This window comes from Pantoea sp. RIT-PI-b, from assembly GCF_001187905.1.
In the GTDB taxonomy this organism is placed as follows: Bacteria; Pseudomonadota; Gammaproteobacteria; order Enterobacterales; family Enterobacteriaceae; genus Pantoea; species Pantoea nemavictus.
In genome coordinates this window covers 48,612-71,203 of sequence record NZ_LGIS01000012.1, presented here as the reverse complement: position 1 = coordinate 71,203, position 22,592 = coordinate 48,612, and the positions used below count along the sequence as shown (strand labels likewise).

Below are 22,592 nucleotides of genomic sequence, written 5' to 3'. Positions count from 1 at the left end.
AAGGTGTGGAGATAATGAAAAGGAGTGGCAACGGTAAGTTGTTGCCACTGATTACGGTTCTGCCAAATAATTCAAGTTGCAGGAAGGCGGCAAGTGGATAAGTCCCCGGGAGCTTACATCAGTAAGTGACCGGGGCGAATCCACGCAGCCAACGCACCTGCAACTTGAAGTATGAAGGCAGAATCAGAATGCGCGCATCCGGTAGAGTGCATAAAGAAAATAGTACGCTGTGAGAGTATTCAAATTCATAATCATATACTTCAGTTTTTCATTTTTATTCAGCAGAATGAAAATACCTTTGGAGTATTTTCCTCGCTTTATTTCATTAATTTCCTGGGCAATGTCCGCAGGTGAAAACGAAGAGTGATACATGGCGGTGACGATTTGCATATCCAACGCCAATACGCGCTTGGAGATACCTTTAAGAAAATAATCGAGATCGCTGGCGTGATACTTACTAATAATTGAGTCATAAAGCGCCGTCAGAAACTGTTTTCTCACTTTCAGTTCGCTGTATTGCACTTTTCGTTTGGAGAGTGACGCCTCGACATCTTCATAGTGATAAGCCGCGCCCGGTGTCACCAGGAAATTGCTAATGCAGCTGAAGAATTTAAGGTTAAACAGCAGATCCTCGCTCATGGAGATACCTTCCAAAAAGCGCAGATTTAGCTCTTCGATAATCTGCCGGCGATAACATTTGTTATGCAGATAACCAATGTTGTCACTCATCTCCAACTCACCGAGCACATAGGGAATATCCTCATTACTGAAGAAGCCCGCCTGCGACACCTTCCCCACCCGGCTGTCGTTGAGGTTGCCGACCATCAGATCCACCGTTTCCGCTGGCCAGGCATCGAGATTCTGTTTGAAGATCATCAGGAAGTTATCATCCACCCAATCATCCGCATCAAGGAACAGTACATAGTCGCCCTTGGCCTGTTGCATCCCGCTATTTCGCGCCGCGCTAACACCGGCATTAATCTGGTGAATAACGGTGACTTGCGAATAAGCGCTAAACTCCTCCAGTATTTTCGGGGTTGAATCGCTGCTGCCATCATTAACGACAATAACCTCATAATTGCTGAACGTCTGTTTAAGTACGCTCAGCAAAGTACGTTGAATGGTTTTTTGTGAGTTATAGACGGGAATGATAAGACTAAATAGGGGTTTTTCATTCATGATAAACTCTCTTTACTGTCTGAGGTTTTGATATTGCTAAATAACAGCCATAGTTTCCTGGGGTTGATAAACACTTGATGAATACGCATAACTGGCTGAGCAGGGAAAAAGTAATTAAGTAGCGAGAAGGAGAGGAACTCGGTTAATACCACGCTCATGGCCGCGCCGTTTAAACCAAAATACGGCACAAATAGCAGTGATGACGCCACGCAGATTAATAACACTACGAAGGTTTTCTTCACCAAATAACGGTAACCGTTGTACTTAATAATAAAGCGATCCATCACGCTGCTGAGCACGGCACACATCGCGCCAACGCTGAGTAATAGCGTTGGCGCGACCGCATCGAGATACTCGGCGCCGTAAAAGTCACGGATAAACCATCCGGACAATAGCCAAATAGCCAGAATCACCATTGATGAAACGCCAATCACCAGCAGATGTAATTTCTGCACCTTAATGATCGACTGCTCATCATCGCGCTCGGCAAAGAACGCTGGGAAAAAGGAAGCCAGTAAGGCATTGGGTAAAAATACCCACGCGGTAGCCAGCGTTAGCGCGACGGAGAATATCCCCGCCTCTTTTACGCCGAGGAAATAAGAGACGCTGATTTGATTTACGCGGGTATAAATCGCCACCGCTATCACCGAAAACACCAGTGAAATACCCGAGGCCACCATATAGCGGGAGTATTTCTTCATCTGACGTATCGCGGGAATCGGCACCTGGCGATGGTATTTAAGGAATATCGTCAGCTTGATGACAAACGGAATAAAGGTCGCCAGTACAATGGGAATCGCCAGATAGTACGGGTCAAAACCGTAATAGGAAATAAAGAAGCGCACCGTCAAACTGATTGCCAGGCCAGCCAGGTTGGCTATCACATTCAGGCGCGCATTCAGCATCGCCTCATTGTAGATATTGACCAAATCGAGTGAGGAAAACAGGCAAGCAATCGCCGCAGCGCAGATAAATATCAACGCATCAGCACTCCACTCTTCGCCCATAATCAGCATGCCAGTGACGGATAACACGCCATAAATCAGTAACACCAGCAGGAATGTCGCCATCATTAAGCGCATACCGGAGTGATGATTTTGCGATAAGCGTTTCAGCAGAATCACATCGCTGCCCATCAGGGCAATACTTTGAATAAACTGGAACACCAGCATGGAGATCGAGATGATGCCGAAGGTGGTGGGCCCAACATATTTCGCCACATAGGAGGTGACAAATATCAGGCCAAATACCGCAATCAGCTTTTCCGCGATCATCCACATCGAGTTTTTTAATTTATCTTTCACAACTCAACCTCAGCGTTTATTTCTGTGCCAGGCGGCGCAGACGCGATACCAGTCGTGGACTGACGAAAAACAGCGCAAAGTACAAACTCCACGGATTGAACATCAATCCAGAGGTGAAATAGGACTTAAAGCTGCGACGGTAGAGCGAGATATATTCATCAATAAAGGCACGGCTGAATCCATCGCTGTGCAGCGCTTTATAGATATAAGATGAGGTGACTTTTAAATAGAGATGGTAATAACAACGCTTGTGCTGCGTGGATAAAAACGCCTGCATGCCATTAAAGGAGCGTGCAAATGAGAAGTGTTTTTCCCGCAGTGCCGAGCGCGTGGCAGAGTTATCTGATACCACATAGTGATAAACCACCTGTTGGGTAAATATCACCTGGCGATCCTGCTGCAGATGCAGGTAATTAATCACGAACAGCAGATCTTCGAAGTTATAAATCTCTTCGTTAAAACGGAGCTGATGCTGGCGGATTACATCGCCACGAAATACCTTGTCGCAGATGCCGTGACGCGGATTGAAGTAGAGCAAATCATTGATGGCCGCTGAGGCTGTCAGCTGGCGCGCATCACTCGAATTGGCCGGAAAATCGAGTGGCTGCCCCTGCGGCGTAAAGTGCTGCGACTCCCCCACCACCATCGCCACCGGGTTTTGCATCAGGCGCACATAGGTGGCGAAGGCACTGGCTGGCAGAAAATCATCGGCATCTAAAAAGCACAGCAGCTTGCCACGCGATGCGTTAATCCCCTGATTACGTGCTGAAGAGACGCCGCCGTTGCTTTTGTCAATGATGTGAAAATGCGGGTAATGGGCGTAACGCTGTAAAATGGCGAGCGAGTTATCGCTGGAACCATCGTTAATGAAGATGGCTTCAAAACGGGTTTCATCCTGCTGTAGCAGGCTATCAATGCATCGCTCCAGATACGCCGCGGCGTTATACACCGGCACGATGACGCTGATTAAAACGTCGTTAATGGGATTTTGCATAGGACCTCTGGACTCCGTCGGAGTAAAATTTGCGGGCGTAAAAAAAGATCGATGAACGTCACAGTAAATAATCGATAACCATTGCTGTGCGTTGCTTTCGCCCTGCTTAACATTTATTGGCTGTGTATTTCAGAGTTTCCTCAGGCGAATTAAAAATGCCGGTTAAATCTGACTACACAGCAAGCGTAATAAGATAATCGCCAAATAAACTGAGCAATTTAATTCTGTTTTTACTCGACAAAATGGGCAGGCTACCGCCCTTGGCTTGCAGCTACCAGTGTACTGAAAACAGACAAAGCGCTATTTTTGGCGTAAAAAGGCTGCGCTGCACTCATAAGAGTTCAGTGTAATTTCAGCGATTTACGTTTTTTTCAACGGCGGAGTATGCTTTACGCAGTGACCGCCTTTTCAATCCGAACTTAAATTAAATTTTTATCTGCTTCCTAATGAGAATAAAAAAGCGTTGGCGCTTTATCGCACTCATCACGGAAAACAAGAAATGCCGACCGGGGCTGAAAAGGTGCATCAATAGACGGGCCTTCTCAACGAACGTCACGACATTAACGATATTTGCTGTATGCCCTGCACTTTTATTACTCCGGCGCGTCTTTCGCTAGCCGATGCGTGCAAGTGGCGTTAATTCAGTGCGGCTCTCGCAGCCGCACTGCAACGGGCTTAATGCCCAAAATTTGCGATCTGGTTCAAAACTTATAGCGGCATTCTCACCATTGGTGGTTATAAGGTCAATGGTTGCCAGACCAAAACGGAATTTACTCAGGCAGCGCGTTAATAAAAATGATGCACATAGATTAGCCGCGATGAATTGGCATTTAAGCAATTGATTAGCGCCGCAGGGAGAGAATGCCAGGAATAAGGAGGGAAAGCGTGTGCCCGGCGTACCAGCACTCACCAGCGCCCAAGCCACGGAGAGATTGTAGCCAGCTCACAACTCTGGCTTCAACCGATGCCGGGCGGCATTTTCGCGTGCTAGTCTCCCCTTACGCCTCACTCCAGTTTTCCTTACTGCAGGTTGTATGAAACGCCGATTACCTTTTCAGGTGAAACTCTTTCTCTCTCTGGTGCTTTTTTCCTGCCTGCTATTAGCCTTGCTGGGCACCATCCTGTTCCATTTTATCGACCGACAGCTGCATCACGATCTGGGCCAGCGCGCGCGGGTGCAGGCCAGTGAAATCGCGCTGATGCCGGGCCTGGCGGAGAGAGTGGCACGCCGGGATATTGCAGGCATTGCTGGATTGATCCAGCCACTGCGTAATCAAAGCGATGCCAGTTATATCGTCATTGGCGACGTCCATGAGCAGCACCTCTATCACTCGGAATCGCCCGAACGCCTCAATCTGCCGTTAATTGGTGGCGACAACGCGGAGGTGCTGCAGGGGAAAACCATCATCTCCGTACGTAAAGGCGGCATCGGCGTATCGCTACGCAGCAAAGCGCCGATCTTTGATGCGCAGCATCGGGTGATTGGTATTGTGTCGGTGGGCTATCTCACCTCCTATATCGCCAATATCAACGTTAGCCTGCTGTGGCAAGCAAGCCTGTATGGCCTCGCCCTGCTGCTGCTGCTGTTTATTTTTTCATGGGTGTTTACCCGCAACCTGAAGAAACAGATGTTCTGGCTGGAGCCGAAAGATATCGCGCTGCTGGTGCTGCAACAAAAAGCGTTACTGGAAGCGATGTATGAAGGGGTATTTGCCGTTAACGCGGAGAAGCAGCTGATTTTAATTAATCGCGCCGCTCGAGAACTGCTGGATATTCAGCAGAGCGAGAGCGAACTGCTGGGTAAACCGCTGCATGAGGCGCTGCAGATTCATCCGGGGTTTCTCAGCCAACACGCGGAGCAACCGAGTGGTCGTCACCACGATCACATCACCGTGCTGAATCAGCGTCAGGTGATCGTCAACCAGGTGGCGATCGAGCTGGAGCCCGGCGAGCCAAGCGGCTGGGTGTGCAGCTTTCGCGATAAAAATGACATCAATACCCTGAGCAGCCAGCTGAGCCAGGTAAAGCGATATGCGGATAATTTGCGCATTATGCGTCATGAGCAGCTGAACTGGACTGCCACGCTGGTGGGCTTATTACAAATGCAGCGCTATGACGATGCGATGCGCTATATCCACGCGCAATCTGCCGGGGCGCAGCAGGTGCTGGATTTTGTCTCCGCACGCTTCACCTCACCGGCGCTGTGCGGATTGCTGCTAGGGAAATATGTCAGCGCGCGTGAAAAAGGCGTCGAGCTAAAATTTGATCCCGCCTGCCAGCTCAACCGTATTCCCGCCGGCATTAGCGAAACTGCATTGATGTCTGTGGTGGGGAATTTGCTGGATAACGCCGTCGATGCCACGCTCATCGCCAGAACGCCCACTACGCCGGTGGAGTTGTATATTTCCGATCGCAATCAGGAGCTGCTCATTGAAGTCGCCGATCAGGGTGGCGGCGTAGATGACAGCATTAAACCGCATCTGTTTGAGCAGGGCGTCACCAGTAAACCCTCCAGCAACGACGACGTGCTGGGAGCGGAACACGGCATTGGCCTCTATCTGGCGGCAGGTTATGTTCAGCAGGCCGGCGGCAGCATCGAGATCAGCGACAATGCGCCGCAGGGCACCATCTTCTCGGTTTTCATCCCGTTCCAGCCCGCCGTTTCGCCAGGAGGTTGCCATGAATAGTGGCAGGGCGCTTGATGTTGTGATTGTCGAAGATGAGCCGCATCTCGCCGATTTGCATCGCGAATTTATTGAGCAGCACTTTCACCTGCGTGTGGTGGGCATTGCCGCCACGCTGGAGCAGGCGCGTCATCTTATCCGCGAGCATCAGCCAAGGCTGGTGCTACTGGATAATTACTTGCCGGACGGCCAGGGCGTCACGCTGATTGACGATCCGCTGCTAAAACGTTTTGAGTGTTCGGTGATTTTTATTACCGCCGCCAGCGACATGCAAACCTGTAGCCACGCAATGCGCAGTGGCGCGTTTGATTACCTGTTAAAACCGGTATTTTTTCATCGTCTGCGCGCCTCGCTGGAACGCTTTATGCTGCTGGTGCAGACCCTGCGCCAGATGAAGAGTGTTGATCAGCAGGTGCTGGATAAGTTGTTTAATCTGCCCACCAGCGATATGCCTGCCGCGCCCTCAACCAAAGGCATTGAAGCAATCACTCTGGAACGGGTTAAACGCGTTTTCAGCGCGGCGCCCGCGGACAGCTGGTCAGTGGAGCAAGTGGTAGAGAGCGTGGGAATCAGCAAAACCACCGGGCGCCGTTATCTGGAATATTGTGTCGAGATCGGCTTTATTGGCGTGGAGATGCAGTATGGCAATATCGGCCATCCGCGTCGGCTGTACCGTAAAATAACCGACGCGCAATAGTGTGACCGAGCGCAAATGCCGTGCCGCGGCCTGCGTGGTTTTAATGGTGTTAATTGGCTAAACAGCGCCGACAATCACACTTCGTGAAGATAACGTTCAATCACCTCTTGTCTGGCAAAGACGATCGGCTATGTTGACCCTTAGTTCCTCAAATGTAACTAAAAGGTTAATTATAATGTCGAACACATTTCATCTCTCTCTGGTTACCGCTACTGTCCTGATGTCGTGCTCTGCTTTTGCCGCCCCGCCGCAGGGCTATCCGGCGGACTATCAAAGCGTTATTGATGCCGCAACGAAAGAGGGCAAAGTGGTGGTCTACTCCACCACCGACACCAAAGCCGCCGGTCCGCTGATCAAAGGCTTCGAAGAAACCTATCCCGGCATCAAAGTTGAATATAACGATATGAACAGCACCGAGCTGTACAACCGTTTTATCAGCGAACAGGCGTCGGGCGGCACCAGCGGGGATGTGGTGTGGAGCTCCTCAATGGATACCGGTCTGAAGCTGGCTACCGACTATGCGCAGGAGTATAAATCGCCAGAGTTGAGCCAGATCCCCAAGTGGGCGGTGTGGAATAACAAAGCTTACGGCACCACCTACGAACCAGTGGTTTTCATCTACAACAAACGCCTGATCCCCGCCGCTGATGTGCCTGATTCACACACCGCGCTGGCCAAGCTGATCGCCAGCCAGACCGACAAGTTCAAGAGCAAAGTCACCACCTACGATATTGAGAAATCGGGCCTCGGCTTCATGCTCTCGGTGCAGGATGCGAAAGCCGATCCCAACTATTTCAAAACCCTGGCCGACGTAGCAAAAGGCGGCTTAGCGGTGCAGTCATCAACCGGCACCATGATGGAGCGGGTCTCATCCGGTGAAAACCTGATCGGCTTCAACATCCTCGGCTCTTATGCCGAAGCCCGCGCCAAAACCGATCCTTCATTGGGGATCGCTTATCCGAAGGATTACACGCTAGTACTGTCGCGCGTCTCCTTTATCAGCCAGCAAGCGAGTAACAGCCATGCCGCCAAACTGTGGCTGGATTACGTGCTGTCTGAGAAAGGACAAAGCATTCTGGCCAATCAGGCCGACATCCCTTCCCTGCGCAACGATGTTGAAGGCAAAAACGACATTGATGGCATGACCAAAATGTTAGGCACGGCGCTGAAACCGATCCCGGTGGATGAAAGCCTGCTGGAGTATTTGCAGCCGAAAAAACGCCTCGATTACATCAAACAGTGGCGCACCGCCGCCGGTAAATAAGGGCATTAAGCCAGCGCGACCCGCTGCGTCGCGCTGGTTTTCTCTTATCTGATTTCGCCATTCAGGGTCTCACTATGAGTACATTGCGCAGAAAGTGGCAAAACCTGCCGCGCGGCGTCGTGGTGCTGATAACCGCGCTGGTTATCTACGTTCCGCTGTCGTTTATCGTCATTCAAAGCTTCCTCTCCGCCCCGTTCTTTTCACCGTCGAAAGAGTGGAGCCTGGAGTCCTTCGCATTTATTTTTACCGATCCCGACTTCTATAAGGCATTGAGAAGCGGATTCATTCTGGCATTCGGCCTGGTGATCATCGCCATTCCACTGGGCGGCATTCTGGCATTCTTAATGGTGCGCACCGATCTACCGGGCAGACGCCTCATTGAGCCGCTGATCCTGGTGCCGATTTTTGTCTCGCCGATGGTATTGGGATTTGGTTATGTGGTGGCGGCGGGCCCGGTGGGATTCTTCTCGCTGTGGGCGCAGTCGCTGCTGGGATTTGTGCCGTGGAATATCTACGACATGTCGAGCATCGTGGTGATCGCCGGTCTGACGCACGTGCCGCACGCTTATCTCTATATCTCCTCGGCGCTGCGCAGCGTGGGTTCGGATGTGGAAGAAGCGGCGCGTATCGCCGGTGCATCGCCGCTGCAGGTGATGACGGCGGTCAGTTTGCCGATGGTACGTCCCTCGATCCTATACGCCATCGTACTGCTGTTTTTCCTCGGGCTGGAGGTGTTCGGTCTGATGCTGGTGCTGGGCGATCCCGAAGGCAACATGGTGCTGGCCACCTATCTCTATCAACTGACCAATAAACTCGGCACGCCGTCCTATCACCTGATGGCCGCGGTGGCGGTGGTGCTGATTTGCATCACCATTCCGCTGGTGATGCTGCAACGCCGCCTGATGCGCACCGCCAACCGCTTCGTCACTGTGAAAGGGAAAGCGTCGCAGGCGCGCGCCCTGCCGCTGGGCAAATGGCGCTGGGTTGCCGGTGCGGTGGTCGCTTTTTGGCTAACCGTCACCATTGGCGTACCGCTGCTCGGCGTGGTGCTGCGCGCCTTTATCTCCAACTGGGGCGTTGGCGTCTCGCTGTGGGATGAACTGTCGATCAAAACCTTCCAGACCATCTGGGCGCAACCCAACCTGCTGCGCGCTATCGTCAACTCCATGGCGATCGGCGTCATTGGCGGCGCGCTGGCGGTGGGATGTTATCTGTTTATTGGCATCGCCATGCACCGCAAACCGGACAACACTACGCGCTTCCTCGACTACAGCGTGCTGGTGCCGCGCGCGGTGCCAGGGCTGCTGGCCGGTCTGGCATTTCTTTGGGTATTCCTGTTCCTGCCGATGTGGCTGGATAACTCCCTCAAAGCGGGCTGGCTTTCTGATTTCGCCTGGTCGCAATGGCTGCGCGATAACCTGATCGTCTGGCTGCGTTCGCTGCGTAGCACCATCTTCAGCGTCTGGCTGGCCTATACCGTGGTGTGGATGGCGTATGGTCTGCGTTTGATCTCCTCAACGCTGCTGCAGGTGGGGCCGGAGCTGGAAGAAGCGGCGCGCAGCACTGGCGCCACGCGCGGACAGATTACGCGCCACGTCACGATTCCATTGTCACGCTACGGCTTGATTGGCTCATGGCTGCTGATGTTCCTGATTTTCGAGCGCGAATACTCCACCGGCGTGTATCTGCTGTCACCCGGCACGGAAACCATCGGCTCAATGCTGGTTTCCCTGTGGGCGGCGGGCGCGATTGATATCGTTGCCGCCCTCTCCTTTATTAACATCCTGCTGGTGGTCGTCGGTTTGGGTATTGCCCTGCGATTTGGAGTGAAATTACATGATTGAATTATCGGTCGAGAACCTGCACTTAACCTACGGCGACAACCCGGTGCTGAAAGGCGTTTCCATGAACCTGCAGCGCGGTGAAGTGGTTTCTCTATTGGGGCCATCCGGCAGCGGCAAAACCACGCTGCTGCGCGCGGTCGCTGGGCTGGAGAAGCCGACGCAGGGCACCATTGTTATTGGCAACAACACCGTTTACGCCGGCACGCCGCGCAGCGAGATCCCGGCGGAAGAGCGCAACCTTGGATTGGTGTTCCAGTCCTACGCGTTATGGCCACACAAAACCGTGTTTGAGAACGTGGCTTATCCGTTAAAGCTGCGCAAAGTGGCCTCCGCTGAAATCACCCAGCGCGTGCAGGATGTGCTGGTGCAGTTGGGCTTAGGTCATCTCGGCAAACGTCACCCGCATCAGCTTTCCGGTGGGCAGCAGCAACGCGTAGCCATTGGCCGCGCACTGGTTTATAACCCGCCGGTGATCCTGTTGGATGAGCCGTTATCAAATCTGGATGCCAAGCTGCGTGAAGAGGCGCGGGTGTTCCTGCGTGAACTGATCATCAAGCTGGGCTTGTCGGCGCTGATGGTGACACACGATCAAAATGAGGCGATGGCAATTTCCGACCGTATTTTGTTGCTCAATAACGGCAAGATCGAGCAACAGGGTACGCCGCAGGAGATGTACGGCTCGCCGAAAACCCTGTTTACCGCTGAGTTTATGGGCAGCAACAACCGGCTGCACGGCAAAATCACCGAGCTGCGCGACGGTAAAGCGCGTATCGAAGGAAAAGGCTGGGCATTGTGGGGACTAGCGGGAGAAGGTGTGCAACAGGGGCAGGACGCCACGGCGGTGATTCGCGTGGAGCGCGTGAGACTGGTTGACGGACCGGGTGAAAATCAGCTGGAACTGCCGCTGCTCACCAGCATGTATCTCGGCGACCGCTGGGAATATCTGTTCCGTACCGCGGGCGACGATTTTGTGATTCGCGCCTACGGCACCGAGGTGCGCGATCCGCAGCACTGCCATCTGGCGCTGCCGGAAAACCATGTGTGGATTTTCCCGAAAGGGTGACGGATAGAGGAGCGGTGTTATGCCGCTCCTCTATAAAAAGGGGTTTTTGATCAACTTAATACTTCATCCTGAATGCTTCGGCCATCATCCCGATCTTATGCATATTGTTATTATTGCGTGCCATTTTATGCGCTTCGGGCTTCAGGATGATAATCAGTAAATAGGCATTGGGATCCATTGCACCCTGACAGTAAACCAAGTGGGCCTGATCGCTGGTCCGCTTGAACTGACGTAAAAATTTGGGAAAAGGTGCATCTGCATCGGCAAGATGAATATGAGCCACCTGCTCTTCTTTTACCAATGGATAGGTTCGGTCGTCATCATAGAGCGCATCCCGACCAAACGTATCTGGCAACTCCCCCTCTTTTTTATAGGACAGAAAATCCGCCACTAAATCATCAAGCTCTGCCTGGCTCAATTGTTGACGAATCAAAGTTGATTTTAAAACCCTAATGCTCATTCGGTGAACTCGGTCAGATCCTTGTCAGAGGCGCTTTGCAGCAGTTTCTCGCCACTCTCCGCAATGTCACTTAGACGGTTAGCATTGGGTCTGAATCGCGCAGCCGTATGAACTCTTCCTTGTTTCTCCTCCAACAGATCGATCAGTTCTTCAAATACCTCAGCACTGATCATGTAACCCGCAGGTCGGTTGTTGGAAAGAACAGCTACCGGCTCATCAATGAAGTACTTTGCCGGATTCTTTCTCAACTCAGTAATATTTATAGATTTTTCCGCGAGAATTCGCTCCATAAATCACCTCTCATTATATTTTATTAAGCACATAATAATGCACCTTAAAGTGTACATCAATTATTGTGTTTAAAAATTATACGGAAATCATTTCAGCAAGAGCTTACAGAACAAAATATCCTTCTCCGCTCTATAAACAAAAAAAGGCGAGGCCAGAGGCCTCGCCAAAAAGGTGCTGGACCTCAATCGTAATAGGGAAGCTTACGATCGACACCGTTAATATTGACCAGCACAAAGCCCGTAGGCGCGGTTTTATTGGTCGGCGTACCGGCCGCCGTCGCGACGGTAAGTACTCCTTTCTCATTGGCGCCGATACCTGCCAGTCCATTATGCAGACCGAAGCGCGCGGCGGGTTTGAAGCCGCCCAGTTTGGTGGTATCAGTCACCACCGAGAAGTCCTGCTGGAACAGCGAGCATGAACCGCTATCGAAACGCGTTGGACCGGTGCATTTCAGGTTCATCATGGTGTCGCCACTGTTAGCCCGCAGTTTTACCCATACCGCCGCATAGGTGGTGCCAACACGGCTGTAGCGGATATCCAGCACCGCGGGTTGCCCCATGTGATAAACATCGGCCCATACCGTTTCCAGTCGCTGCAGGTTGATCCAGGTTTTACCGGTGGCCGCCACATTGACCGGAGAACCGGCGGTGCCGGTTGGCTGAGTGGCATCCGCTTTACCAATGAACTCCATCACCCACTGCTGGTTAGCATTCGGGAAAAACAGCTGTCCCAGGCGATACCAGTTATCGGTGTCGGTATTGTTGGTGATCTTGTAGCCGCTGAAATAGCCCGCACGCAGCGAACCGGTCAGGAAGCTGCCGTAGCTTTCATCACGGCGATAGCCATATTCAAAGGTAGATAACCAACGTCCTGCGGCGGCATCGGTGGTGAGTTTGGCGCCAGATTGCAGGTTCAGCTGTCGGATGGTGACGCGCGCATTGTTGAGGTTGAATGGGTTACCGCAATCCTCAATATTCAGGGTATCGATGGTCCAGCCGCCGTCAGAGAGATCGCCCGGATTGCGCGTATGCTCAATCCATACGTTGCGCAAAATCCCCTGCGTCACGCGCGGCATATAGAGCGTGGCGTCACCGTAACCGGTCTGGAAGTTACAGTTGCAGATCTCAATCGCCGTGGAGTGATCCCAGGCGCCTTTTGGCGAGTTCGACCAGCCGACATCAAACACGCGTCCGTAGGTATAGAGGGTGTAGATTTGGTCGAATTTACTGTCGAGAGTATCCAGCACTTTGATTACCGTGCCGCCATTATTCTGCGCGCGGAAACAGTAAATATTTACGGTGGTGCCTTCGATACAGGTGTTTTCGAAGAACGGCTGCACGTTGCTGCACATATCGGCAGTGATGGTGCTTTTGTTGGTGGTGATATCGGCCGACGCCTGGCCATTCCATGCAATACCTCTGATCGAGGTACGACGCGCCTTCACCTTGAACACCGTATTGGCGCTTTTGTCTGAAATGATGGTAGTACGCGGCAAAGAACCCAGCTCAACATCATCGCCTTGCAAGCCAAAGAAGGCGCGCTCGGTACCGCTGATATCAATTGGGCTAATCAGGAATTTACCACCTGGGAAACGCACCGGTAACGCGGTGATGTTCCCCGAGTAGTTTTGCGTCCATGCCAGCATCCGATTAAACGCATCGGTGTCGTTGGCATAACCGTCGCCCTTCGCACCGAAGTGATAGAGGTTGATATCGGAAGGGTTGTTAATCACGCGCTTCCAGTAGAAACCGTTTCCTACCGCTAACGTGCCGCCATCATCAACAGCCGTTGTGGTACCGATAAAACCGGTAAAATCACCGCCGCCCCGGAAGGTGGAATCGGGATTGTAACGGCGTAAGAATGCCAGATCGCCGTTTTTGGATGGTGCAGTGGTGCGCAGTTCAGCATAAGAGTTAACTTCGATCATCATAGCCTCCTCGGCTTTTCAGGTAGGTAATGCAAATGCGTGAGAGCAGCGTTATTTGGCCGGTTGGCCGCAGTGCTGATCCCAAAGATCGTTGTGGTTGTTGATGGCGCGCACGGTACGAACGTCCATGCGCTCGGCATCATTGCCGTGGGTGTAAATCGGGGAAAAAAGGGTACAGGCAGAGTCGATGACGACAGGGGCTTCAGGGCTGGTGGTATTTCGATTGCTGCAGCTTGTCGCGAGCAGCAGCGTCATCAAGATTAAGATTGCTGGCTTCCACACGTTTGGCCTCCTCGCGCAGCTGTTGCTGCTGCTGATTAACTGCCACCGCCTGGGCTGCCGCTTTGTCGGCGTTTTCCACGGCGGATTGGGATTGTTGTTGCACCTTGCCGATTTTCTTACCGCCGAAATAACTGGCAGCCAGCGCGGCAATCACGCCCGCCAGTGCGGCGAGCCAGTGCCAGCTGCCGCCGAGCATTGCCATGAGAAATGTCATGCTTTTTCCTCCATCGCTGTTTTCTGCTGGTTGAGACCTTTCTGGCGAACGAATTGCGCAATCACGCCCATCGCCACCATGAAGGCGCCAATCAAACCGAGATAGTTGTGCGGCAGAATCGCTTTCACATCTGGCGGCATGCTGTTCCACGCATCGAGCGCAGCACTGGGAAAAGATTGCACCCACGCGCTGAGCATCGAACCGAGTGACGCCAGCCACACCGACCAGGTTTTGAATAACAGCCGCGCATGCTTGACGAACTCCAGCGTGGTGAAGCGCTGCATCACCATCACCACGACAATCACCGCCAGCACCGCAGTAACAAAAATCAGCAGTTTCAGATTCATAGCAGCCCCCGATAAATGTCATAGGTGCCGCTGCGCATCACTTCGGCATGGCGCCGTGCACGGCCGGATGTCTGCCGCGCCCACAGGCTGTCGAGCATGGCATTGGCGGCGGCATCAAAGTCGCCTTGCGTGATGGAGGTGAGCATGCCGCGAAACATCGCGAGGCCATCCACACCGAGTTGATACCCCATGCTGATCAGCACATCGCTACGCGCCTCGTTGCACTTGGCAAGCGCCTGTTGCACCAGCGCGCGCTGATGCATCTGCAGCACTTTGCCCTCGACGATGCATTGCTTCCATACATCCCCCACCGGTCTTGGCACCTGGAAAATGTAATTGCTCAGCGATGCGCCTTTTGGGCCGATGCGAATACCGCCAGCGACCGTTGGAAAGCCCAGCGTGTCGAGGTAAGGCGCTTCGCGATAACCCTCTTCGAAATTCAGGATGGCAATAATCTGGCTCATAGTGGTTGGTTCCTCTTTAACGGGCGCAATAGTCTGAAAATGGCTGCGCAAAATGGCAAAAACACATAAATCTCGCTGATCGTTTATCGATCTCAGCGCATTGTTTGGTAAGCGAAACGCTCAAGAATGGTTAAACAGTGAGCACCATTGAAACGTTCCGCTTAAAACTGGGGAAAGGGAGAGAAGGACTTAGCGCACGGCGTACAAATAAACGTGGGGTAAACAGCAGTTATCGAAACTCGCTTGCGTCTGCTGGACGCGTGTGGGTGCTAACACCGCACTGTCGACGCGTGATTGCGTCTGGCGCTGGCAGATGCGCTCAGCGGTGCGTAAGGTGACGTTTTCATATTCGATGCCGAGTGCGCTGTCGATGCTGCGCTTAAGGCGACTGAGGGACTGGCGCCGCCGATGACGGCGCGTGCGTGCATTGCCTGAGAATACTGATTTTCCGTACTGGATGATCGCCATAACTCCTCCTGTGAATGAGTCTTTGGCGATGGGGTGGCAGGCACGGCGATTCGGCTTAAACCGAAGCGTCGGTTGTTCCTCTGGAAATACTCGACGTCAACTCGCCCGGCAGTGTTAACGGCCAGGGTGAAGTAGAGGAGAGTGAAAAACAGAGGGCAACTGACAACGCTGCAAAGTGCGTATCCACCCCATCCCAAAGTTCACTAACTTTGGATGGTATGTATCGCGCTTGTGCAGCGCCTCAATTGTTTAAGAGCGGGCTCATCCGGGAGCAGGTATGTCGTCCATCCATGCTCAAATTATTAACAGGTTCTAATGCATTGGCAAACACCAATGGTTAATTTTTTATTTACCATCAGTTAAATTTATGATTTCAGCCAAAATATTTTTTTGTCGCAACCTGCCGTTTTGTGATCAGCCCAGAATTTGGTAATCACGCGCCTGGCTCATGATCACCCGCGCCACCACCTGCAGCGTCTTCGCTTCTTCCAGCGTTAAATACCAGGTCTCATAGCGCTTGTTATCGGAGATTACCGCCACCTTCTTGTGCTGCAGCTGCAGGCGTTTGAGATAGAGCTGATCGTCAAGCGTAAACAGATAAATGCCATCGCCATCGAAGCGATGCACGCTGATATCGACAAACAGCTGATCGCGCGGTGCAAAGGTGCCGGCCATCGAGTCACTGTTGAGGGCGATGAGGCGAATATTTTCGGCCGGACGGCCGTTAAACAGTACGCGCGCCTCTTCCAGCCCATATTCAATGGCTTGAATGGTTTCCACCAGTTCATCACGCGTACTGCTGCTGCGCACGCCGTGTTGTCCGATATCCAGACTCTCCACGCGAAACAGATGTTGTGGGTTAACCAGGCTTCGCTGAGTCAGCAAGGCAGCCGGTTTTTCCATGCCAAACTGCAGCCACTCGACGCGCACGTCTAATAACTGGCTGAGCGCCAGCAAATTGTTATCATCCGGAATTGATTGTCCGTTAAACCATTTCCAAACCCCCGGCGTTGAGATCTTGCATCCCCTCTCTTGCAGAGCAAGCGCAACCTGTTTGTTCCGTCCGTGTCCGACAATTCCCGCGCTCTCACACGCGGCAATCAGCCTGGCAGTAAATGCTTGTCTGGTACTTTCTTTTTTAACCATCAGTTAATAATCTGCCTTCAGTAAAAGACTGAATGTTATTTTCATTTTTGCTACCAGTTCATTTTATATTACCGTCAGTTTACTACCCAACCGCTTTTATCAATGAAGCTGGACAATCATTATCCCTTTCGGTTAAGCCGAAACCAGTGATCATTACCATATCGCTTGTTCTGACAGGGGTTTTCAGGATTGTTCTGTAGCAGTAAGACCAGCATCTAAAGGAAAAAATGGGTGAAAAGCAGCGACCCCGCCATAGATGACAGAAATAAATCAAAAAGCTCTTGGAATAACTGGATCGAAAGCGAAAAAAATGGGCACCGTTTTCGGTGCCCATTGTCATGCAGGAGCGAACATTAACGACGCAGCGTATCGTCGCCCCATCCAATCCATTTATAGGTGGTTAGCGCTTCAAGTCCCATCGGTCCACGCGCGTGCAGCTTCTGCGTGCTGACTGCCACTTCGGCGCCGAGGCCGAACTGACCGCCGTCGGTGAAACGGGTGCTGGCATTAACGTATACCGCAGATGAATCAACCTGGTTGACGAAGCGATTGGCGTTGCCAATGCTGCGCGTCAGGATGCCGTCGGAGTGCTGCGTGCCGTGCTGACGAATGTGCGCAATGGCGGCATCAATATCGGCCACCAGCTTGACGTTCAGATCGTTCGACAACCATTCGTCATCATAATTTTCTGCTTTCACCGCCACCACATCAGCGGGACCGTTTTGCAGCAGCGCCAGCACGTTTTCGTCGCCGTGCAGCGCAATCTTCTCCTGCGCCATGCGCTGCAGGAATGCCGGGATAAAGCGCTCAGCCTGATCGCAATGAATCAGCAGCGTTTCCAATGAGTTACAGGCGCTTGGCCGCTGTTTCTTGGCATTGACGATCACCTCCAGCGCCGCCTCGGTCTCCATGGTTTCATCGAGATAGAGATGACACACGCCGATGCCGCCGGTGATGACCGGAATAGTCGAGTTCTCACGGCACAGCTTGTGCAAACCTGCGCCGCCGCGCGGGATCAGCATGTCGACGTAGCGATCAAGCTTCAGTAGCTGATTAACCAGTTCGCGATCTGGGTTTTCAATCGCCTGCACCGCGCCCGCCGGTAATCCGTGCTGCATCAGGGCATTTTGGATCACCCGCACGGTAGCCGCGTTAGTGCGATAGGTCTCTTTGCCGCCACGCAAGATGGCCGCATTGCCGGTTTTCAGGCACAGCGACGCGACATCGACGGTCACATTGGGACGCGCTTCATAAATCACGCCAATAACGCCGAGCGGCACGCGACGACGCTCAATGCGCAGGCCGCTATCCAGCACGCCGCCATCAATCAGCTGGCCAACCGGATCGGCCAGACGACACACCTGACGCACATCATCGGCAATGCCTTTCAGGCGCTGCGGGTTGAGCATCAAACGATCGAGCAGCGCTGCGCTCATGCCGTTTTGCCGTGCATCGGCCAGATCCTGCTCGTTGGCTGCCAGAATGTCGGCGCTTTCCGCTTCCAGACGATCGGCAATGGTCAGCAGCACCTGATTTTTCTGTTCGGTGGAGAGCTCCGCCAGCTTGTACGACGCTGCGCGCGCCGCTTTACCCATTTCTTCTAACATCATCCGCTCCTTAACTGACGATCATGTCGTCACGGTGCACCGCTACCGGGCCATATTCGTAACCGAGGATCTCACCAATTTCCTGGCTGTGATGACCGGCAATCATGCGCATGGCATCGCTATTGTAACGCGTCACGCCGTGGGCGATATCTCGCCCTTGCAGATTGCGAATGCGGATCACTTCACCGCGCGAAAAATTGCCCTGCACCTCACGAATCCCTTTTGGCAGCAGCGAGCTGCCACGTTCGAGCATCGCGGCCAGCGCGCCATCATCAATGGTGATTTCACCGGCAGGCGGCGCGCCAAAGATCCAGCGTTTGCGGTTCTCCAGCGGCGACTGCTGCGCATGGAAGCGCGTGCCAACCGGTTTGCCATACAGCACGTCACTGATCACGTCGGGACGGCTGCCCGCAGCGATAATCACATCAATGCCGGCGCGGCAAGCGACGTCGGCCGCCTGCAGTTTCGTCGCCATGCCGCCGGTGCCGAGGCCGGAAACGCTGCCGCCGGCGAGGGTACGCAGCGCGTCATCGATCTGGTGCACGTCGCTGATCAATTCAGCTTCAGGATTCGTGCGTGGATCGGCGGTGAACAGCCCTTGCTGATCGGTCAGCAGCAGCAGTTTATCGGCACCGCCGAGCATCGCGGCCAGCGCCGACAGATTGTCGTTGTCGCCGACTTTAATCTCCGCGGTCGCCACCGCGTCGTTCTCGTTAATCACCGGCACGATGTGGTTGTCGAGCAGCGCACGCAGCATGTCACGCGCGTAGAGGAAGCGTTCACGATCTTCCATATCGGCGCGCGTCAGCAGCATCTGTCCAATATGTATGCCGTAAATCGAGAAAAGTTGTTCCCACAGCTGGATCAAACGGCTCTGCCCCACCGCAGCCAGCAGCTGCTTTGAGGCGATGGTAGGCGGCAGTTCGGGGTAACCAAGGTGTTCGCGTCCAGCGGCGATGGCGCCAGAGGTCACAATAACAATGCGATGGCCCGCCGCGTGCAGTTGTGCACACTGACGAACCAGCTCCACCATGTGCGCCCGATTCAACCGACGCGAACCGCCGGTGAGGACGCTAGTACCCAACTTGACCACAAGGGTCTGACTGCCACTCATGTTTTTCCTGCCATGTAAGAAAAAAATCTGCGAAGGGACGTTTTATCAGGAGTGAGCAAGGAATCCAACAGCAGCAAGGGGAAAAGCACAAAAATCCGCGGACAATGCGCTAGACCAAAAGTTCGCGATTAACAAGAAAACCGAAAAACTGTCATAAAACTTTCATCGCCAACCGGTAAAAAGTCCCGTGTTTTACAAAACCTTTCACGGGTACAACAAATTTTACTCATTGGGATTGATAGCAAAATGAAGAAAAGCACACTGGCATTGGTTGTTTCTGCGCTGGCACTGGCTTCCACCGCAAACGCCGCAGAAGTTTATAACAAAGACGGTAATAAACTGGACTTCTACGGCCGTGTTAAAGCTGAACACTACTTCAGCGATAATGCGTCAAGCGATGGCGACAAATCTTACGTGCGTATCGGTTTCAAGGGCCAGACGCAGATTAATGACCTGATGACCGGTTACGGTCAGTGGGAATATCAATACAACGTCAACAACTCTGAAGGTTCTGACGCTAACACTGGCAACAAAACCCGTTTGGGCTTTGCTGGCCTGAAATTTGGTCAATACGGTTCATTCGACTACGGTCGTAACTACGGCGTGCTGTACGACGTTGAGGCCTGGACGGACGTGTTCCCAGAGTTTGGCGGTGACGGTACGGCGCGTACCGATAACTTCATGACCGCGCGTGCGACCGGCGTGGCAACCTACCGTAACAACAACTTCTTTGGTCTGGTTGATGGCCTGCGCTTCGCGCTGCAATATCAGGGCAAAAACGATTCGACCAGCGCCAACGCACGCGGTAGCGCGACCGATACCTCACGCCAGAACGGCGACGGTTACGGTGCGTCTCTGGGCTACACCCTTGGTGATACCGGCATCAGCCTGATGTCTGCCCTTACCTCTTCCGATCGTACTAACCAGCAGCAAGCGCGTGCATACGGTTCCGGTGATAAAGCCGATTCATGGGGCGCGGGCATCAAATATGATGCTAACAGCGTTTACCTGGCGGCCATCTACACCGAAACCCGTAACATGACGCCAATCAGCGGTACGGATTCCGCTACCGGCGCATCAGTATCTGGTGCAGCGAACAAAGCGCAGAACATTGAATTGGTTGCTCAGTATCAGTTCGACTTCGGCCTGCGTCCTTCCATCGGTTACGTTCAGACCAAAGGCAAAGACATCGAAGGTATCGGCGATGCGGACCTGGTTAAATACATCGATGTGGGCGCGACTTACTACTTCAACAAAAACATGTCGACCTTTGTTGATTACAAAATCAACCAGCTGAGCGACGACAACCGTCTGTCACTCAACAACGATGACATCGTGGCCGTTGGTCTGACTTACCAGTTCTGATTTCGTATTACCCTTGTTGTGTCTATAAATTGTGTCTATAAAAAAAGAGCCGGCTCATCACCGGCTCTTTCTTGTTTAATCACGCTACGTTTTATCAGGCGCTCAGTTTTACTGGCTCGTCTTTAAACCCTTCCGCCGGTTTCAGATCCAGCTTCTGCTCATGCAGCATGGCTTTCAGGCGCTCATGGAAATTACGCAGCGTGCTTTCCACTTTGGCATTGTTCTCTTTGCCCTTGATGGTTGCTGCGCCCCAATCACCTGCTTTATCAAACAGACCGAAGTGGTACTCATAGGTAAAGTGATCTTCATGGGCTTCCAGCGTCATCCACCAGCCCCAGAATTCACGCAGTTCCGGTGCCGGCTTGACGTTGACGCAGGCTGCCAGGCAATCAAAGAAGAAACGCGTCTCTTCACATTTCCCCTCGCGAATATACGGCCCCAATTCGGTGAAGCGCTTAAGCAGGCGACTACGGGGGTGACCACTCGGTAACGTCATGCAAACTCTCCCTCAAATAAACCGTATCAAATGCATTTTTAGCTTCCCATGAAACTAAAAATGGAAAATCCCGGATATAAGTAGTAGCAGAGGTTCACGCTTTCGCCAGTTAGTTTTTCAACTGTTTTTCCAGCCAGTCACAAATTTGGTTCAACGCCTGGTCAAAACTGGCAAACACCGGTTTGGCGGGAATCGCCAGCGTCTTGCCCTGCGAGGATGAGTTAGCAATCAGCTGCGCATCCTCTTGCGGGCCAAAAATATCATCCGGCCAGTACGCCGCCAGCATCGGCGTTGGCGTGCGGCGCCCCAGCAAACCCTGCACCTTCAAGGAGTAGCGATTGAGTTCGATGCGCAAATTGCTGTCGGAGGTGGATGACATGCCGAGACGGCTCGCCAGCATATCCATATACATATCCGGTAATTGCTGCTGTTGCTGCGCATCAACAAACACGCTGTGCACCATGGCGCCGAGCGTGGCGACGGCGCGCAGGCGCGGCACCTCAAGATAAGCCAGACGTGTCGCCACATTGGCACCGAAGCGATAACCCAGCAGCGCCACACGCGTATGATCGATCCACGGCACGTTGCTCAGCTCGCGCAGCACTTGCTGATGCAGCTGGCTGGTATCTTGATTGAGCGTCCATTTGCTGCTGAACCCTACCGACGGCATATCCAGCGTCAGCATAGCGATGCCGCGCGGCGCTAGATAATCGTGGAATAGGCGATAGTGATCGCTCTGCAAGGAGTCGAGACCGCCGCACAGCAGCACCGTTGGATACGGCGCTTCGGCCTGCGCTGGCATGTGCAGGAAGCCGGTCACCGGCGCGCCACCGCTTATCGGGAAGGTCAGCGATTTCAGTTCACCCGGCAAGCGCTGCGTGGCTTCCTCATAGGCGCGATTGGCCAGCACCTGCGCCTGATCGGCCAGATCGTCGCCCTTAATATAAGGATAGGCGGCAAGGCTGAACAGATTGGCGGCGTGCAGCCAATGTTGACCGGCGGTTTCATGATTCTCGCTTTGCATCGCCTGCTGCTGCCACAGCGCTGCCTGCTTCGACCACTCGTAATTCCAGTTGCCGCCGCGATAGCCGATCACCGTGTCGAGCAGGGCTTCATTGGTGCGCTCGAAATCGCTAACGGCAATTCGCGCCAGCACCTCGCTGATCTCCTGTGGCGACAGACCACGCCACGTCCACAGCAGCTTATTCAGCATGCGGTACCAGCCGCGCTGGGTGTCACCTTCGAGGGCGTTATGCACCTGTACCGCCGCGTGATGCTGGCGGCGCACTAATGAAGAGGTTTCCGGGTGTTTGAAACGGGGTTTGAAGAGTTCTTCGCTCAGGTTTTTATCAGACATCTTAGTGATTCTCCTGCCAACGTCA

The 22,592-nt window shown here is 53.1% G+C and carries 21 protein-coding genes; 6 read left to right on the top strand and 15 right to left on the bottom strand.

Going from position 1 to position 22,592, the window contains the following annotated elements; genetic code table 11:
* Positions 1 to 183: 183 nt before the first annotated feature.
* From AC790_RS02040 to AC790_RS02030, 3 genes are read right to left on the bottom strand one after another with little or no spacing between them, the layout of a single operon-like run.
* The gene (locus AC790_RS02040; RefSeq protein WP_049850774.1) at positions 184 to 1,179 is read right to left on the bottom strand and encodes a glycosyltransferase family A protein; all 996 of its coding nucleotides are present in this window, start codon (positions 1,177 to 1,179) and stop codon (positions 184 to 186) included.
* Complete coding sequence (locus AC790_RS02035; protein ID WP_049850773.1) at positions 1,176 to 2,483, bottom strand: oligosaccharide flippase family protein; 1,308 nt, start codon at positions 2,481 to 2,483, stop codon at positions 1,176 to 1,178. Before AC790_RS02035 ends, AC790_RS02040 begins: the two co-directional genes overlap by 4 nt.
* A gap of 16 nt (positions 2,484 to 2,499) precedes the next feature.
* A complete protein-coding gene (locus AC790_RS02030; RefSeq protein WP_049850772.1) occupies positions 2,500 to 3,477 on the bottom strand; it encodes a glycosyltransferase in 978 nt (325 codons plus the stop codon).
* Positions 3,478 to 4,511: 1,034 nt separating this feature from the next.
* Here AC790_RS02030 and AC790_RS02025 point away from each other — a divergent pair.
* The 5 genes from AC790_RS02025 to AC790_RS02005 all read left to right on the top strand — a co-directional run bounded on the left by AC790_RS02025 (position 4,512) and on the right by AC790_RS02005 (position 11,029).
* Positions 4,512 to 6,164, top strand: a complete 1,653-nt coding sequence (locus tag AC790_RS02025; protein WP_049850771.1) for a sensor histidine kinase — start codon at positions 4,512 to 4,514, stop codon at positions 6,162 to 6,164.
* Complete coding sequence (locus AC790_RS02020) at positions 6,157 to 6,858, top strand: response regulator (protein ID WP_049850770.1); 702 nt, start codon at positions 6,157 to 6,159, stop codon at positions 6,856 to 6,858. The genes AC790_RS02025 and AC790_RS02020 overlap by 8 nt, the downstream gene beginning before the upstream one ends.
* A gap of 175 nt (positions 6,859 to 7,033) precedes the next feature.
* Entirely contained in the window at positions 7,034 to 8,122 is a 1,089-nt protein-coding gene (locus AC790_RS02015) for an ABC transporter substrate-binding protein (RefSeq protein WP_049850769.1), read from the top strand.
* A gap of 74 nt (positions 8,123 to 8,196) precedes the next feature.
* Positions 8,197 to 9,966: an iron ABC transporter permease gene (locus tag AC790_RS02010; RefSeq protein ID WP_049850768.1), complete on the top strand. Its 1,770-nt coding sequence runs from the start codon at positions 8,197 to 8,199 to the stop codon at positions 9,964 to 9,966.
* Entirely contained in the window at positions 9,959 to 11,029 is a 1,071-nt protein-coding gene (locus AC790_RS02005) for an ABC transporter ATP-binding protein (RefSeq protein WP_049850767.1), read from the top strand. Before AC790_RS02010 ends, AC790_RS02005 begins: the two co-directional genes overlap by 8 nt.
* Before the next feature lie 55 nt (positions 11,030 to 11,084).
* Here the strand turns inward: AC790_RS02005 and AC790_RS02000 are convergent, their stop codons facing one another.
* The 10 genes from AC790_RS02000 to proB all read right to left on the bottom strand — a co-directional run bounded on the left by AC790_RS02000 (position 11,085) and on the right by proB (position 19,349).
* Positions 11,085 to 11,489: a type II toxin-antitoxin system YafO family toxin gene (locus AC790_RS02000; RefSeq protein WP_049850766.1), complete on the bottom strand. Its 405-nt coding sequence runs from the start codon at positions 11,487 to 11,489 to the stop codon at positions 11,085 to 11,087.
* On the bottom strand, positions 11,486 to 11,779 hold the full coding sequence (yafN, locus tag AC790_RS01995) for a type I toxin-antitoxin system antitoxin YafN (protein ID WP_007887121.1): 294 nt from the start codon (positions 11,777 to 11,779) through the stop codon (positions 11,486 to 11,488). Before yafN ends, AC790_RS02000 begins: the two co-directional genes overlap by 4 nt.
* Before the next feature lie 182 nt (positions 11,780 to 11,961).
* A complete protein-coding gene (locus AC790_RS01990) occupies positions 11,962 to 13,707 on the bottom strand; it encodes an amylovoran biosynthesis protein AmsF (protein ID WP_049850765.1) in 1,746 nt (581 codons plus the stop codon).
* 202 nt (positions 13,708 to 13,909) lie between these two features.
* A complete protein-coding gene (locus AC790_RS01985; protein ID WP_007887125.1) occupies positions 13,910 to 14,203 on the bottom strand; it encodes a hypothetical protein in 294 nt (97 codons plus the stop codon).
* A complete protein-coding gene (locus tag AC790_RS01980) occupies positions 14,200 to 14,550 on the bottom strand; it encodes a hypothetical protein (protein WP_007887126.1) in 351 nt (116 codons plus the stop codon). The genes AC790_RS01985 and AC790_RS01980 overlap by 4 nt, the downstream gene beginning before the upstream one ends.
* The gene (locus AC790_RS01975; protein WP_007887127.1) at positions 14,547 to 15,014 is read right to left on the bottom strand and encodes a hypothetical protein; all 468 of its coding nucleotides are present in this window, start codon (positions 15,012 to 15,014) and stop codon (positions 14,547 to 14,549) included. The genes AC790_RS01980 and AC790_RS01975 overlap by 4 nt, the downstream gene beginning before the upstream one ends.
* 189 nt (positions 15,015 to 15,203) lie before the next feature.
* Positions 15,204 to 15,482, bottom strand: a complete 279-nt coding sequence (locus AC790_RS01970) for a hypothetical protein (protein WP_007887128.1) — start codon at positions 15,480 to 15,482, stop codon at positions 15,204 to 15,206.
* 414 nt (positions 15,483 to 15,896) lie between these two features.
* Positions 15,897 to 16,628: a S24 family peptidase gene (locus AC790_RS01965; protein WP_007887129.1), complete on the bottom strand. Its 732-nt coding sequence runs from the start codon at positions 16,626 to 16,628 to the stop codon at positions 15,897 to 15,899.
* A 353-nt stretch (positions 16,629 to 16,981) separates the two neighbouring features.
* The gene (gene proA / locus AC790_RS01960; RefSeq protein WP_049850764.1) at positions 16,982 to 18,235 is read right to left on the bottom strand and encodes a glutamate-5-semialdehyde dehydrogenase; all 1,254 of its coding nucleotides are present in this window, start codon (positions 18,233 to 18,235) and stop codon (positions 16,982 to 16,984) included.
* Positions 18,236 to 18,245: 10 nt separating this feature from the next.
* Positions 18,246 to 19,349 (bottom strand): glutamate 5-kinase, encoded by a 1,104-nt coding sequence (proB, locus tag AC790_RS01955; RefSeq protein ID WP_007887132.1) that lies wholly within the window; start codon positions 19,347 to 19,349, stop codon positions 18,246 to 18,248.
* A 246-nt stretch (positions 19,350 to 19,595) separates the two neighbouring features.
* Here proB and ompC point away from each other — a divergent pair, with 246 nt between their 5' ends.
* Positions 19,596 to 20,714 (top strand): porin OmpC, encoded by a 1,119-nt coding sequence (ompC, locus tag AC790_RS01950; protein ID WP_007887134.1) that lies wholly within the window; start codon positions 19,596 to 19,598, stop codon positions 20,712 to 20,714.
* Between the two features lie 94 nt (positions 20,715 to 20,808).
* Here ompC and crl read toward each other — a convergent pair whose 3' ends face one another.
* Together crl and frsA are read right to left on the bottom strand one after the other, a co-directional pair.
* Positions 20,809 to 21,210: a sigma factor-binding protein Crl gene (gene crl / locus AC790_RS01945; protein ID WP_007887135.1), complete on the bottom strand. Its 402-nt coding sequence runs from the start codon at positions 21,208 to 21,210 to the stop codon at positions 20,809 to 20,811.
* 109 nt (positions 21,211 to 21,319) lie between these two features.
* Positions 21,320 to 22,567 carry an esterase FrsA gene (frsA, locus tag AC790_RS01940; RefSeq protein ID WP_007887136.1) on the bottom strand — a complete coding sequence of 416 codons (1,248 nt, stop codon included), beginning with the start codon at positions 22,565 to 22,567 and terminating at the stop codon, positions 21,320 to 21,322.
* Positions 22,568 to 22,592: the final 25 nt, after the last annotated feature.

Excerpts from the sequence above, each read along its gene's own strand:
- AC790_RS01985 (WP_007887125.1), bottom strand. The coding sequence starts at position 14,203 with ATGACATTTCTCATGGCAATGCTCGGCGGCAGCTGGCACTGGCTCGCC.
- frsA (WP_007887136.1), bottom strand. The coding sequence starts at position 22,567 with ATGTCTGATAAAAACCTGAGCGAAGAACTCTTCAAACCCCGTTTCAAA.
- AC790_RS01970 (WP_007887128.1), bottom strand. The coding sequence starts at position 15,482 with ATGGCGATCATCCAGTACGGAAAATCAGTATTCTCAGGCAATGCACGC.
- AC790_RS02030 (WP_049850772.1), bottom strand. The coding sequence starts at position 3,477 with ATGCAAAATCCCATTAACGACGTTTTAATCAGCGTCATCGTGCCGGTG.
- AC790_RS01990 (WP_049850765.1), bottom strand. The coding sequence starts at position 13,707 with ATGATCGAAGTTAACTCTTATGCTGAACTGCGCACCACTGCACCATCC.
- proB (WP_007887132.1), bottom strand. The coding sequence starts at position 19,349 with ATGAGTGGCAGTCAGACCCTTGTGGTCAAGTTGGGTACTAGCGTCCTC.
- AC790_RS02005 (WP_049850767.1), top strand. The coding sequence starts at position 9,959 with ATGATTGAATTATCGGTCGAGAACCTGCACTTAACCTACGGCGACAAC.
- AC790_RS02015 (WP_049850769.1), top strand. The coding sequence starts at position 7,034 with ATGTCGAACACATTTCATCTCTCTCTGGTTACCGCTACTGTCCTGATG.
- crl (WP_007887135.1), bottom strand. The coding sequence starts at position 21,210 with ATGACGTTACCGAGTGGTCACCCCCGTAGTCGCCTGCTTAAGCGCTTC.
- AC790_RS02040 (WP_049850774.1), bottom strand. The coding sequence starts at position 1,179 with ATGAATGAAAAACCCCTATTTAGTCTTATCATTCCCGTCTATAACTCA.
- AC790_RS02020 (WP_049850770.1), top strand. The coding sequence starts at position 6,157 with ATGAATAGTGGCAGGGCGCTTGATGTTGTGATTGTCGAAGATGAGCCG.
- AC790_RS02025 (WP_049850771.1), top strand. The coding sequence starts at position 4,512 with ATGAAACGCCGATTACCTTTTCAGGTGAAACTCTTTCTCTCTCTGGTG.
- AC790_RS01965 (WP_007887129.1), bottom strand. The coding sequence starts at position 16,628 with ATGGTTAAAAAAGAAAGTACCAGACAAGCATTTACTGCCAGGCTGATT.
- AC790_RS02000 (WP_049850766.1), bottom strand. The coding sequence starts at position 11,489 with ATGAGCATTAGGGTTTTAAAATCAACTTTGATTCGTCAACAATTGAGC.
- ompC (WP_007887134.1), top strand. The coding sequence starts at position 19,596 with ATGAAGAAAAGCACACTGGCATTGGTTGTTTCTGCGCTGGCACTGGCT.
- AC790_RS01975 (WP_007887127.1), bottom strand. The coding sequence starts at position 15,014 with ATGAGCCAGATTATTGCCATCCTGAATTTCGAAGAGGGTTATCGCGAA.
- proA (WP_049850764.1), bottom strand. The coding sequence starts at position 18,235 with ATGTTAGAAGAAATGGGTAAAGCGGCGCGCGCAGCGTCGTACAAGCTG.
- AC790_RS01980 (WP_007887126.1), bottom strand. The coding sequence starts at position 14,550 with ATGAATCTGAAACTGCTGATTTTTGTTACTGCGGTGCTGGCGGTGATT.
- AC790_RS02010 (WP_049850768.1), top strand. The coding sequence starts at position 8,197 with ATGAGTACATTGCGCAGAAAGTGGCAAAACCTGCCGCGCGGCGTCGTG.
- yafN (WP_007887121.1), bottom strand. The coding sequence starts at position 11,779 with ATGGAGCGAATTCTCGCGGAAAAATCTATAAATATTACTGAGTTGAGA.